Here is a 12,064-nt window from a genome sequence, read left to right on the forward strand (position 1 = left end):
GGTTCCTGTTGCCTGAAGCTGCCATCTGGGGCCATGGGACATCACCCGAGACTCCGACCACGCGAACGGCTGCTCAAACGGCATTTCGGGCGGATTCAAGGTACGCCCACGCCTTCGTGCCCGACACGAGAGTTACCTCGACGCGCGCGTAGTCGTCGACCTCGTAGTCGTCTGCTGCGGCCAGTTCCTCGCTGCTCAGCTCCAGCACCGCGCCCTCGACCGAGTCGGCGGGGTCGTCCGACGGTACGACCAGCAAGTGCCGGTCGGTTCCGCTGACCGCGATGACGTCGGGGTCCGTGACCCGGAGCTCCGTCGTGTGGTATCTGGGCAGCGCGTCGCGGCGCCCCTCCAGGAGCCGGCCGAAGCGTGAGAGCTGCACTTGCCAGTCCCTCATTACCCCGGACGTAATCGACCACCGTGCGGACTACCGGCAGTCTTGAGTCATCGCCCCGCAAGACGAGAACCACCTCACAGGAGGCTGACCCGCCATGACTACACACAACACCGCCGCGTACGAGACCGCCGTCGCCCGCTACTTCGAAGCGTGGAACGCGGAGGGCGCCGAGAACATCAACAAGGCCGTGGCCGCCGCTTGGACCGAGGACGGCAGCTATACGGACCCGCTGGCCGACGTCTCCGGTTACGAGGGCCTCGCCGCCGTGATCAACGGGGCCCAACAGCAGTTCCCCGGCTTCGAGTTCCGCCAGACCGGCACGGTCGACGGACACCACGACATCGCACGCTTCAGCTGGGAGCTCGTGTCGCTCGCGGACGGGTCCGCGCCCGTCGCCGGGTTCGACGTCATCACACTCGCCGACGACGGACGAATCCGTACCGTTCACGGGTTCCTGGACCGCGTGCCTACAGCCTGAACGAACAAAGTTCGCCCTACGGACCATGTCGGCCCGTAGGGCAAACTCGTGCTGGCGTTGCTTGGGCTTGTCACCGCCGTAGGGGTTCCACCGTCACATCACTCAGTGGGCACTACGGCACGTGTATCTGTCACGCCCGAGAGCCGGATCCGTCAGGAGCGCACGCCGTACACCGAGCGTCACGGAACAAGGGATCGACCATAGCTACTCAGCCTCAACAGCCAGCAGCCACTGTTCGGCCACAACGGGCGACGCAGACAGGCGACTTGGAGGACGATGGGGCGTCAAGAACTCCGACTGTGCCGTGTGAGGGTGGACATGGGAGCCGAACGGGAGAAGCCGCATGGCCACGCGCCTTTCGCATCCACGCTGGCCCTCATCCCGGAACCGCTGCGCCCGAGAGGCGGTCTCGGCTGGGTCGCAGTCCTTGCTGGCGCCGCCTTCCTGGCATCCAGCCTGTTCCTCTTCGTTCCGATGAGCGATGGACCAACGGGTGCAGGCCAGCAGGACTACCAGAACGACGTCGTAGCAGCTCAGGATGATCTCTTTACAGGGCGGCTCGAACACACCGACGCGAGATCTCTGTCTCTGACCCCGGGCGAAGGGACGGCTCTGTTCAGCGCCACGATCAGCGGCACTTGGACGGCAGGCACCGCCTATGAGAAGGCGGCGCCAGGCAATCGTCTTCCGGTCAAGGCGGGGGCCCAGTTGGAGGTGCGGTTGCACTGTTCCGGTGCCGGCGTCCGGTGTCGGCCGTACGGGTCGGAGCGCAAGCCCGTGGTGAGAAGGTCGGATCGGGCGTACTGGTCCTGGCGCGTAAGCGTGAAACGTCCTGGCAAGGTCAAGATCGCCCTCACAGCGACGACTTACTACCGTGACAGTGACAGCGTGCTGGCGGAGACAAAGCCCAAAATCATCAATGTCGTCGTGCCGGAACCTGACCAGAGCGCGACGTCACGCTTGGCCAGTGCGTGGCACTGGCTGGTCGGAGTCGTGACGAGCGCGGCCGTGCTCGCAGCGGCCGTCCCTGTCTTCGTTGCCGCGGGCGCTGCCGTCCTCACGCTACGACGGCGGTCCTCCCGGAGCCCCGAGCGTGCGCCCAGCATCCGCCGGCGGAATCCGGCAGGAGCGGTACGCACTGCGCGATACCGCCGAAGGCGCACAGAGCCTCCCCGCAACTAGGGCCTGTTCTGCGTCGTGGTCACATGGCGGGGCGGAGACTGCGCCACCAGATGACGGTGCCGCGCAGTTCGAGCCAGTTTCCGCAGGTGGGCACGGTTGGCGCGGGAGGAGTACGCCTTGTCGCCGGCCACGGCGTCCGGGCGGGTGCGCGGTCGCCCGGCCGGTCCGCGCGCCCTGACCTTGGCCAGCACTGCCGTGGACCGCGGGCTGTCGGCAGCCTGCCGGGGGTGCTCACGAACGACAGCGGACGGACCCGCAGGTCGGCCGACAGGTGGACCTTGCAGGTCAACCCGCCGCGGGAGCGGCCCAGGGCCGCCGCCTTCAGCCGGGCCCGCCGTCGACGCCGTAGTCGGCGACGGGCCTTGCGCTCCGGATCCGGCTCGGCTTCCTCATCCAGGGTCACTGCCTGGCTTGCGGCCTGCCGCTTGCGTCGCTTCCGACCCTTGCGCGTGCCCTTTTTTCGGTCTCCGCGGCCTTCTCCAGGGCGGCCAGGGCCTCCTCGTCCACGACCATGCCCGCCGCTTCGTGATGGGAGCGGGCAGCGGTGGAATCGACGCTGACCAGCGACAAGTCCACCTGCCCGCGGCAGGCAGCCTCGGCAATCACGGCCTCCGGAATCGCGGCGAACACTCCCGTGTCGCGCCACTGGGCGAACCGGCCGTAAATCCAGGACCAGGACCCGAACGTCTCCGGCACGTCCCGCCACGGACTGCCGGTAAGGAACCGCCAGATGACCCCTTCCAGCTGGTCACACAGGTGCTCCGGGCAGGGCCCATACTCCCCGATCGGCAGGTGAGGGCTGATCAACTCGCAGCCCGCATCGCTCAGTTCACGTCGCGGCATGCAAGTGTTTTACCCAGTCCAACCACCATCGCCGGATCGATCACGAGAACCACGATCACGGCACAGAACAGACCCTAGTCGGACCAGTAGAGGTACTTCCAGGCACCGTGGGTAGTCGAATTCACGTTGTCGCCGGACGAGCCGTTGACGTACGTGGAGCGCATCCGAGCCTTGATGCCTGACTGCCCCGGCCCCTCCAGGGTGATGGCCGACTTGCCGTTCGTGCCGATCAGGAAGTACTGCGAGTCAGCGGAGTGCCACCTGCCGCCCGAGCGGATCTGCAGGTCGAAGCGCTGTTTGCGGTCCTTGTAGTAGCTCATGGTCGTGGTGAGGAGCGGGTCTGTCCTCTTGTGGAACCAGTAGTAGGGCGTCGAGCCGATCTTCGCCTTCTTGTAATGCTTGGAGACGGAGGTGGAGATGTTGACCTTGGCGTACGCCGTCGACTTCGCCGTCTTGGGTGCGGTGCGGGCGTCGCCCTTGTAGACGGCGGTCACGACGGTGTCCCGCTTCATGTCGACCGTGGCGGAGATGTTGCCGCTGGAGTTCACCTTTCCGGTCTTCACAAGCTTGTTGGGCTTGTCGCCGCCGTAGGGGTCCGCCCAGATCTCGACCGTGCGGTTCTTGTACGTCGGGCCGAGGTGCGCGGTGAAGGGGACATCGGCGCCGTGACCGTAGACCTTGCCGTTCTTGTTCACCGTCAGTGTCGCCTTGGTACGGGAGACGTCGACCTTGTCCGATGCGGTGGCTGTCGTGTGCGTGGCGTCGCCCGCGTACGCGACCTGGTACGTCACCTTGCCGCCGGCCGGCGGGGTGTCGGTGAAGCTGTAGGAGCCGTCCGCCTTGGCCGTGACGGCGGTCAGGGCCTTGCCGTCGGGGCTCTCCAGGTCGGTGCGGGTGGCCTGGAGCTTGGTTCCGCTCGGCAGGGGCACGGTCGCCGTGATCTTCCCCTTCACGGTGAGTTCCTTGCCGCGGGTGGCGGTCGAGGGGGCGTTGACCGTGAGGGTCGGCGCGTTCAGGGTCGGGTCGGTGAGCGTCTTGAGGGTGTAGCCGCCGCCCGCCTCGACGAGCGCGAAGATGCGCGAGGAGTCCGGGGCCCACCGCAAAGCCGCCGTGCCGGACGTGCCCGACGTGCCGTTGGCGTACGTACGGACCGGCTGGGCGGCATTGGGGCGGTAGACCGACACCTTGGCGCCGTCGACCTGGGCGACGAGCCCGTTCGGGGCGATGTCGGCGCGCTGTCCGGCGGGGTAGGCACCTGCGGCCTTGAACTTCCCGTCGGCGTAGGAGTCGCGCTGGGCGCCGTTGACCAGGACCTGGGGCGCGCCGGGCACGAGGTCGATGTCACTGATGCCGCCGTTGAGCGTGTAGTCGCCGTTGTGCCAGGCCGTCAGCTGCGGTGTGCTGCCGGTGACGTCGACGACGGCCATCGAGTCCGTGGACAGGCCAGTCTGGCCGACGGCGAGCAGGCCGGGAACTGACGGGTCGGTGTCGAGGAGGGCCGGACCCCAGAGTCCGCCCTGCGGGCCCGCCGGGAACTGCCCGAGAGCCACCGTCTCGTCCTTGGGGTCGAGCGAGCCCAGGTTGCCGTCCCACTGGTCGCCGTAGGTGAACCAGACCTTGCCGCCGGCGAAGGCGATGTGGCGCGGGCCCTTGTCGGTGGTGACGGCGTAGCGGGCCTTGACGCCGAGGGTGGCCGCGTCGATGGCCGCGATCTCGTTGCTGCCTTCGGCGGCGGCGTACAGGGTGGCGCCGTCGTCGGACAGCGCGAGGCCGGAGACTCCTCTGATGCCGCTCACCGAGCCGGTGAGCGCGCCGGAGTAATCGGCGGCCAGCACCTTCCCGGCTGTGCGGTCCCCGACGAAGACCCGCTTGAGGCCGCCGTCCACGACGATGCCGCCGGGCGATGCGACGACGGCGGTGGCGGCCGCCGCGTGCCCGGCGGTGACGACGCTCAGGGCCGCCGAACTGAAAAGAACCGCGAGAGCAGTCGCGGTCGAAAGGGTGCGCGTACGCACAGTGTTGTACCCCCACAGAGAATCCCGGTGGATGGCCGGGAGATGAGAGCGCCGCGCTGCACCTGGACGTGACCGCTGAAGCGTGGTGACGTGCGGGGCGGGTGCGGCTGCTGGGGCGCAGCGTATGACATGGCGGAGACAAGGGGGCCAGGCGGGACCCGCGGGGTGACACTGGGGGGAGCCCACGGGGTGACAGACTTTCGGCTCCTGCTGTCGCCGCGGTCGCGCTGGACGGTGACGGCATGCCCATCAGTTGTTGGCGAGTTCGGTCAGGCGCTCGGTGCCGCCGATGAGTCGAGGCCACCCCGGCCTCGACCTGCTCGGTCAGGCCCCCTCCCCCGCCGGAGGGCCCGCGCCGCGCACGCTGGAACGGGGAGAGCGGAGGTCTGCCGGCTGACGGAACGGTCGGCACTCAGCTCAATTCCTGAGCAGTCCTGCCGTCCGAGGGGAGTCGCTCGGACGGCCTGCGGCGCTTGGACCACCAGGGCTTTCGTCGCCTCCTGGGGCCTGCGGGTGCAGCTGGTGATCTTCTATCTGCAGTCCGGCGTCAGCAGGTTCGGCGTCCCGTCCCGGACTGGCTGAAAGGTCCGGCCGAGTACTCGGTGTTGCGCCCGAGTACTCGGTCTTGCGCGACCCGCTCTTCGGGGTTGCCGGGCCCTTCGCGGCACCCTGCTAAAAATGTCCGGAAACGGACTGCTGGTCAATGCGATGGCCTGGGGTGCGATCATCATTGAGCTGATGATCGCCTCATTGCTGGTTGGCCCGGAGCGCCGACGGAAGCTCGCCTTCCGGCTGGACGTGCTGCTGCGCGGTGCCATCATCGCGACCATCGGCCTGTGGAGCTTCTCCCTGATCATGATCAGTCCCGCACGGTCGCCGCGACGCCGGACCCGTGTGGAGCTCATGAACCCCGAGGAGCACACGCGTTGCGTACCGCGTAAAGCCGGGGACGCCGACGAAGCCGAGAGCCGGCAGAGAACCGACACAGAACAGATCCCCACCCCTCACCCCCACATCGGCTGAAGGAGAGACACATGACCGCGGACAGCATCATCGCGTGCGGCAAGGGCCACGTCTTCCGGGGGACGTGGGTGCCCGGTGCCTCGGTGACCACCATCCGGCTCGGTCCACGCCGCCTGGGCATGTGCAAGGCGGTCCGGCATCTGTCGCTGCTGCGGCGCGTCCACGAGAGCGAGCTGACGCCCGAGCAGCGCGCCGCCCTCTTCGATGCGCCGTGACGGGAGTACGCCTGGACAGGGTCGTCGCCGGGTACCGCAAACGCCCCTCGCCCGGCCCCATCGACACGGACCTCTTCCTTGGCTGCATGTCCTGCTCGCTGCTCGGCCGCGCGGCGCAGCTGTGCCTTGTGCGCGCGCACGCGTACTGCGTACTCGGCCTGCCGGCAGGCATCGTGGGCTTCAGGGCGCGGGTTGCCGATCGCTCCTAGAAGGGGCTCCATATCCCGACCGTAATGACCGGAGTCCTCCCGTCGTAGCACTGATGGCTGCCCTTCTCCGCTCGCTTTCCCACAGGTACCGCCCATGGAGGCCGTCACCGCGCCATACTCGCCCCGTGGACGCGGGCTTAGCAGCAGTACTCGGGGCGCTGGCAGGCGGCATCGGTACCACCCTGGCAGGCATGGCCGCCGGCTGGGCCTCGCGCGAGCAAGCCAGGATCGCAGCGAGAGCGGAGCACCGGCGCGTCAGGCAGGGCCCCAGAGAGAACGCCTACACAGCGTTCATCGGCGCAGGCAGCGCCTTGCGTGATCACGCGCTTCCTATGTTCTTCGGCTACGAGGAGATCCTCGACAGGCCCCCCATCACCGAGGAGTTCCTTCGCGAAGCCCAGCTTCGCCTGCAAGCCGTCGTGACTGCCTGGCTGACCGTAACTCTCGCCGGGCCGCGAAGCGTGCAGAGGGCCGCGACCGACATTTACGACTGCTCAAAGGAGCTCGCAGCCTACGGTCCCGCGATCTACGCCATGTCACAGAGCGGCGACCTCTTGGAAAGCGTTGACAGGCTCCAGCTCGAAGCGCACCAACTGATCGTCAAGCTGAACGATCTCCTGGGTGTGTTTACCGGACTCGCTCAGCAAGTACTCGATGACGACGGCACCATCTGATCCGCCCCAGGACCGATTGCCCAGCAACACCACGCACGCGCGCCATTGTGGGCTGCGGCTGCTACTCGACGACCGAAGGAGCGCAGGCCTGCACGGGGTGAACGAGCGAAGCGGTCCTACGAGGCTGCCGGAGCGCCGAGGTGCGTGCCGCAACAGCAATCGTCGCGGTGCGGGTGCTCTGACCAAGGCTCGGGCAGCTCCACCGCCTCCAGCAGAACCAGCGGTTCCACAAAGCCAATCGCCCTTCCCCTCCTCGCCGGACGAGACGCGCACGGCGGCGGCACAGGTGAGCGCCTCTACTGGATGGGGAGGCGCCCCCGCCGGCGAACCCCTCACCCCCCGCCCGCCGTACGCGCCATCCGGGCCAGCAGTGCGTGCAGCGTGTCCTGTTCGTTCGGGGTGAGGGGGGCGAGGAGTTCGTCGGTGACTCCGCGGGCCACCTCGTCGGAGTCGCGCAGGAAGTCGCTGCCTGCCGGGGCCAGGGCGACGATGCGGCGGCGGCGGTCGTCGGGGGCGGGGCGGCGCTCGACGAAGCCGAGGCGTTCCAGGTCGTCGACCAGGCCGACGATCGCGCTCGGGTCGTAGCCGAGCTGTCGGCTCAACTCGCGCTGTGCGGCGCCCTCCACGGTGGCCAGGTAGCGCAGCAGTGCGTAGTGGCGCAGCCGCAGGCCCGATCTTTCGAGGGCCGCGTTGAAGAGCTGGCCCGAGCGCAGGCCGAGCCGGTACAGCAGGTAGCCCGCGTCCGCGTGCAGGCCGCGCATCCAGGGGGCTCCCTCGTCCACGGACCCTTCCTCCACTGGGGCTGACCTCTCTTTCGCGGGCACGAACCCCTCCTGCAGCCCAGGTACGGACCCCTCCTGCACAGGCACAGACCTCTCCCCCATGGGCTCGGTGGTCGTCTTCCGGGTGGTCATGAAGGGCGCTCTCCCTGCTCGGTGCTCCATGCGTACGTGCGGCGATGGTGGCCCGCCCGCCCAGCATGCCGTACCACCGGTGTCGACAACAACCATTGACGTCGACAACGGTTTGTCTTAGCTTCCTTTCCGCGGGCCGACGCCGCCCGCACCGATCGGGCCCGCCGACACTCCCGGCGCTCGTACGCCCCACAACTCCCCTGCTTCCCATGCCTGTTGACGGCTTTCGACGCCTGTCGGCGCCCGTTGATGCCCCTTGACGCTTGTTGACGCCTATTGAAGGGATCAGTCCGTGCTGGACACCAACACCGTGGACCTGAGCGGCAAAGTCGCTGTCGTCACCGGTTCGGGGCGTGGCCTCGGCCTCGCCTATGCCTCTGCCCTCGCCCGCGCCGGGGCCGCCGTGGTCGTCAACGACGTCGACGCGGCGGCCGCCGACAGCGTCGTCAAAAGCATCGTGGCGGCCGGCCACCGGGCGGTCGCCGAGTGCGTCGCGGTCGGCACGAGCGAGGCCGCCGACCGCCTCGTCGCCCGCGCCGTCGAGGAGTTCGGCCGCCTGGACGTGATGGTGACCAACGCCGGGATCCTGCGCGACCGGGTGCTGTGGAAGATGTCCGACGACGACTTCGACGCGGTCGTCACGACGCACCTGCGGGGCACCTTCACCTGCGCGCGCGCCGCGGCGGTGCGGATGCGGGAACAAGGCGAGGGCGGCCGCCTCATCCTGGTCGGCTCGCCCGCCGGGCAGCGCGGCAACTTCGGCCAGACCAACTACGCCGCCGCCAAGGCCGGTATCGCCGCCATGGCCCGTACCTGGTCGATGGAGCTGGCCAGGGCGGACATCACCGTCAACGCGATCGTGCCGGTCGCCGCGACCGCGATGACCGAGACCATCCCCGCCTTCGCCCCGTATGTGGAGGCGATGCGGAAGGGGCAGCCGCTGCCGGACTTCCTCCGCAAGGGTGAGGGGTTCGGGACGGTGGAGGACTGCGCGGCGCTCGTCCCCTTCCTCGCCTCCGACGCCGCCGGGGACGTGACCGGACAGTGCGTCGGCATCGGTGGCGACCGGCTCACCCTGTGGTCGCATCCCCGCGAGACCTCCGTCGCGTACGCCGACGGCGGCTGGACCCCGCAGGCCATCGCCGCCGCCTGGCACACCTCGGTGGGCAGCGCGCCGGAGACGGTCGGCATCCCCGCGCCGAAGATCCCGGGGAAGTGAGGACGTTGAATCTCCGCGAGCTGACCGCGATCGACGTCCACACGCACGCGGAGGTCTCCTCGCGCGGGCACGCCTCGCTCGACGAGGAGCTGGACGCCGCCTCCAGCGCGTACTTCAAGGTCGAGGGCCGCAAGCGCAAGCCCACCTTGGAGGAGATGGCCTCCTACTACCGCGAGCGCGCGATGGCCGCTGTCGTCTTCACGGTGGACGCCGAGTCCGCCACCGGCACCCCGCCCGTCCCCAACGAGGAGGTCGCCGAGGCCGCGGCCGCCCACCCGGACGTGCTGATCCCGTTCGCCTCCATCGACCCGTTCCGCGGGAAGGCGGGCGTGCGGCAGGCCCGCAGACTGGTGACGGAGTACGGGGTCAAGGGCTTCAAGTTCCACCCGAGCATCCAGGGCTTCTTCCCCAACGACCGCTCCCTCGCCTACGCGCTGTACGAGGTGATCGAGGAGAGCGGCGCCATCGCCCTCTTCCACACCGGGCAGACCGGCATCGGCGCGGGCGTGCCGGGCGGCGGCGGGATCCGTCTGAAGTACTCGAATCCGATGTACGTCGACGACGTCGCCGCCGACTTCCCGCAGCTGAAGATCATCCTGGCGCATCCGTCCTTCCCCTGGCAGGACGAGGCCCTGGCCGTCGCCACCCACAAACCGGGCGTGCACATCGACCTCTCCGGCTGGTCGCCGAAGTACTTTCCGCCCCAACTCGTCCACTACGCCAACACGTTGCTGCAGGACAAAGTCCTCTTCGGCTCCGACTTCCCCGTCCTCACCCCGGACCGCTGGCTCGCCGACTTCGAGCGGCTCGCGATCAAGGACGAGGTCCGCCCCAAGATCCTCAAGGAGAACGCCGCCCGCCTGCTCGGGCTCAAGTAGAGGGGGCATCATGCGCAACGAAGGACTCGGCTCCTGGCCCGCCCGCCGGGCCCGCAAGACCCCGCACCGCACCGCCCTGGTCCACGAGGGCCGCACGATCAGTTACGCGGCCCTGCACTCCCGCGTCCTGCGGCTCGCCCACGCCCTGCGCGCCCGCGGCGTCCGGCGCGGCGACCGGGTCGCCTTCCTCGGCCCCAACCACCCCGCCTTCCTGGAGACCCTCTTCGCGACAGGCGCGCTCGGCGCGGTCTTCGTGCCGCTCAACGCCCGCCTGAGCGCGCCCGAGATCGCCTACCAGCTCACCGACGCGGGCGCCCGCACGCTGATCCACTCCCCCACGCACACCCCCGTCGTGGCCGAGCTGCGGTCGGCAGGGCAGTTGGACGTCGTCGTTGAAGTGGGGCCTGCGTACGAGGAGTTGGTCGAGGGGGCGGTGGAGGAGCCCTTGGACGAGGCCGTCGGGATGGACGACGTCTGTCTCCTGATGTACACCTCCGGCACCACCGGCCGCCCCAAGGGTGCCATGCTCACCCACGCCAACCTCACCTGGAACGCCGTCAACGTCCTGGTCGACACCGATCTCGTCACCGACACCGTCGCGCTGGTCTGCGCGCCGCTCTTCCACGCGGCCGCGCTCGGCATGCTCGCCCTGCCCGTCCTGCTCAAGGGCGGCACCTGCGTGCTCGCCGCGTCCTTCGACCCGGCCGAGACCCTCGACACCGTCGAACGCAGCGCGGTGACCGCGATGTTCGGGGTGCCCACGATGTACGAGCGCCTCACCCGCGAGCCGCGCTGGCCGACGGCCGACCTGTCCTCGTTGCGGATCCTGATGTGCGGCGGGGCGCCCGTGCCCGTCCCGCTGATCGAGACGTACGCGCGGCGCGGGCTCGCCTTCCAGCAGGGGTACGGGATGACGGAGGCCGCGCCCGGCGCGCTCTACCTGGACGCCGAGCACGCGGTGTCCAAGGCGGGTTCGGCGGGGGTGCCGCACTTCTTCACCGACGTACGTGTCGTACGTCCCGACCGCACCGCGGCCGCACCCGACGAGACGGGCGAGGTGCTGGTGCGGGGCCCCCATGTGATGGCCGGGTACTGGCAGTTGCCCGAGGAGACGGCCGCCGCGTTCGCCGACGGCTGGTTCTGCACCGGCGACGCCGCGCGGGTGGACGCCGACGGCTTCGTCACCATCGCGGACCGCCTCAAGGACATGATCATCTCCGGCGGTGAGAACGTCTATCCCGCCGAGGTCGAGAGCGCCGTCCTCGCCCACCCGGACGTGGTGGAGTGCGCCGTCATCGGCGTACCGGACCCGCGGTGGGGCGAAGTGCCGCGCGCCGTCGCCGTGCCACGCGAGGGCAGCGACCCGGACCCGGACGAGGTGCTGGGCTTCCTGGCCGGCCGGCTCGCCAAGTACAAGATCCCCGCCTCCCTGGTGTTCGTGCCCGAACTGCCGCGCACCGCCTCCGGAAAGCTCCACAAACCCAGCCTGCGCCGCGAGCACGGCGGCCCACACCCGACCCCGTACACCCGACCCGAAGAAGGAGAAGCGCGATGACCCGCACGGTCCAAGGACTCGACGAACTGGCCGCCCTCGCCGGAAGCGAACTCGGCCTCACCGACTGGCTCGACGTCGGCCAGGAACGCATCGACACCTTCGCCGACGCGACCGGCGACCACCAGTGGATCCACACGGACCCCGAGAAGGCCGCGCAGGGGCCGTTCGGAGCACCGATCGCCCACGGCTACCTCACCCTCTCCCTGTTCATCCCGCTCTTCACCGACCTCCTCGACGTCCAGGGCGTCACCACGAAGGTCAACTACGGCCTGGACAAGGTGCGCTTCCCCTCGCCCGTGAAGGCCGGCTCCCGGATACGCCTGCGCGCCACGCTCGCCTCCGTCGACGAGGTCGCGGGCGGAGTGCAGATCGCGGTCGACGGCACGATCGAGATCGAGGGCGGCGACAAGCCCGCGTGCGTCCTGCGGAGCCTGTCCCGCTTCTACGCCTGAGGAGCCCGCCACC

At 69.2% G+C, this 12,064-nt stretch carries 13 protein-coding genes; 9 read left to right on the forward strand and 4 right to left on the reverse strand.

Annotation, left to right across the window (positions count from 1 at the left end; translation table 11 throughout):
- Window positions 1–73 precede the first annotated feature (73 nt).
- Window positions 74–379 carry a gamma-glutamylcyclotransferase gene (locus ACH4D5_RS24390; RefSeq protein WP_398306351.1) on the reverse strand — a complete coding sequence of 102 codons (306 nt, stop codon included), beginning with the start codon at window positions 377–379 and terminating at the stop codon, window positions 74–76.
- Window positions 380–488: 109 nt separating this feature from the next.
- Between ACH4D5_RS24390 and ACH4D5_RS24395 the strand changes: the two genes are divergently transcribed.
- The gene (locus tag ACH4D5_RS24395) at window positions 489–872 is read left to right on the forward strand and encodes a nuclear transport factor 2 family protein (RefSeq protein ID WP_398306353.1); all 384 of its coding nucleotides are present in this window, start codon (window positions 489–491) and stop codon (window positions 870–872) included.
- A 1,581-nt stretch (window positions 873–2,453) separates the two neighbouring features.
- Here the strand turns inward: ACH4D5_RS24395 and ACH4D5_RS24400 are convergent.
- Together ACH4D5_RS24400 and ACH4D5_RS24405 are read right to left on the reverse strand one after the other, a co-directional pair.
- Window positions 2,454–2,897, reverse strand: coding sequence for a transposase (locus tag ACH4D5_RS24400; RefSeq protein ID WP_398306355.1), 444 nt, complete (start codon window positions 2,895–2,897; stop codon window positions 2,454–2,456).
- 74 nt (window positions 2,898–2,971) lie between these two features.
- Window positions 2,972–4,912, reverse strand: a complete 1,941-nt coding sequence (locus tag ACH4D5_RS24405; RefSeq protein ID WP_398306357.1) for a YncE family protein — start codon at window positions 4,910–4,912, stop codon at window positions 2,972–2,974.
- Window positions 4,913–5,590: 678 nt separating this feature from the next.
- Here ACH4D5_RS24405 and ACH4D5_RS24410 point away from each other — a divergent pair.
- From ACH4D5_RS24410 to ACH4D5_RS24425, 4 genes are all read left to right on the forward strand, one after another.
- Window positions 5,591–5,935, forward strand: coding sequence for a hypothetical protein (locus ACH4D5_RS24410; protein ID WP_398306360.1), 345 nt, complete (start codon window positions 5,591–5,593; stop codon window positions 5,933–5,935).
- Window positions 5,936–5,946: 11 nt separating this feature from the next.
- A complete protein-coding gene (locus tag ACH4D5_RS24415; protein ID WP_398306363.1) occupies window positions 5,947–6,150 on the forward strand; it encodes a hypothetical protein in 204 nt (67 codons plus the stop codon).
- The gene (locus ACH4D5_RS24420) at window positions 6,147–6,359 is read left to right on the forward strand and encodes a hypothetical protein (protein WP_398306366.1); all 213 of its coding nucleotides are present in this window, start codon (window positions 6,147–6,149) and stop codon (window positions 6,357–6,359) included. Before ACH4D5_RS24415 ends, ACH4D5_RS24420 begins: the two co-directional genes overlap by 4 nt.
- Window positions 6,360–6,484: 125 nt before the next feature.
- Complete coding sequence (locus ACH4D5_RS24425; RefSeq protein ID WP_398306369.1) at window positions 6,485–7,033, forward strand: hypothetical protein; 549 nt, start codon at window positions 6,485–6,487, stop codon at window positions 7,031–7,033.
- A gap of 332 nt (window positions 7,034–7,365) precedes the next feature.
- Here the strand turns inward: ACH4D5_RS24425 and ACH4D5_RS24430 are convergent, their stop codons facing one another.
- The gene (locus ACH4D5_RS24430) at window positions 7,366–7,794 is read right to left on the reverse strand and encodes a MarR family winged helix-turn-helix transcriptional regulator (protein ID WP_398307064.1); all 429 of its coding nucleotides are present in this window, start codon (window positions 7,792–7,794) and stop codon (window positions 7,366–7,368) included.
- Between the two features lie 448 nt (window positions 7,795–8,242).
- Here ACH4D5_RS24430 and ACH4D5_RS24435 point away from each other — a divergent pair, with 448 nt between their 5' ends.
- Genes ACH4D5_RS24435 through ACH4D5_RS24450 form a run of 4 tightly spaced genes read left to right on the forward strand, consistent with a single transcriptional unit; the run spans window position 8,243 to window position 12,051 of the window.
- Window positions 8,243–9,166 (forward strand): SDR family NAD(P)-dependent oxidoreductase, encoded by a 924-nt coding sequence (locus ACH4D5_RS24435; protein WP_398307066.1) that lies wholly within the window; start codon window positions 8,243–8,245, stop codon window positions 9,164–9,166.
- Window positions 9,167–9,171: 5 nt separating this feature from the next.
- Window positions 9,172–10,044, forward strand: coding sequence for an amidohydrolase family protein (locus tag ACH4D5_RS24440; protein WP_398307068.1), 873 nt, complete (start codon window positions 9,172–9,174; stop codon window positions 10,042–10,044).
- Between the two features lie 10 nt (window positions 10,045–10,054).
- Complete coding sequence (locus ACH4D5_RS24445; RefSeq protein ID WP_398306372.1) at window positions 10,055–11,599, forward strand: long-chain fatty acid--CoA ligase; 1,545 nt, start codon at window positions 10,055–10,057, stop codon at window positions 11,597–11,599.
- Entirely contained in the window at window positions 11,596–12,051 is a 456-nt protein-coding gene (locus tag ACH4D5_RS24450; protein ID WP_398306375.1) for a MaoC family dehydratase, read from the forward strand. Before ACH4D5_RS24445 ends, ACH4D5_RS24450 begins: the two co-directional genes overlap by 4 nt.
- Window positions 12,052–12,064: the final 13 nt, after the last annotated feature.

This window comes from Streptomyces sp. NPDC018029 (genome assembly GCF_044327655.1).
Taxonomy (GTDB): Bacteria; Actinomycetota; Actinomycetes; order Streptomycetales; family Streptomycetaceae; genus Streptomyces.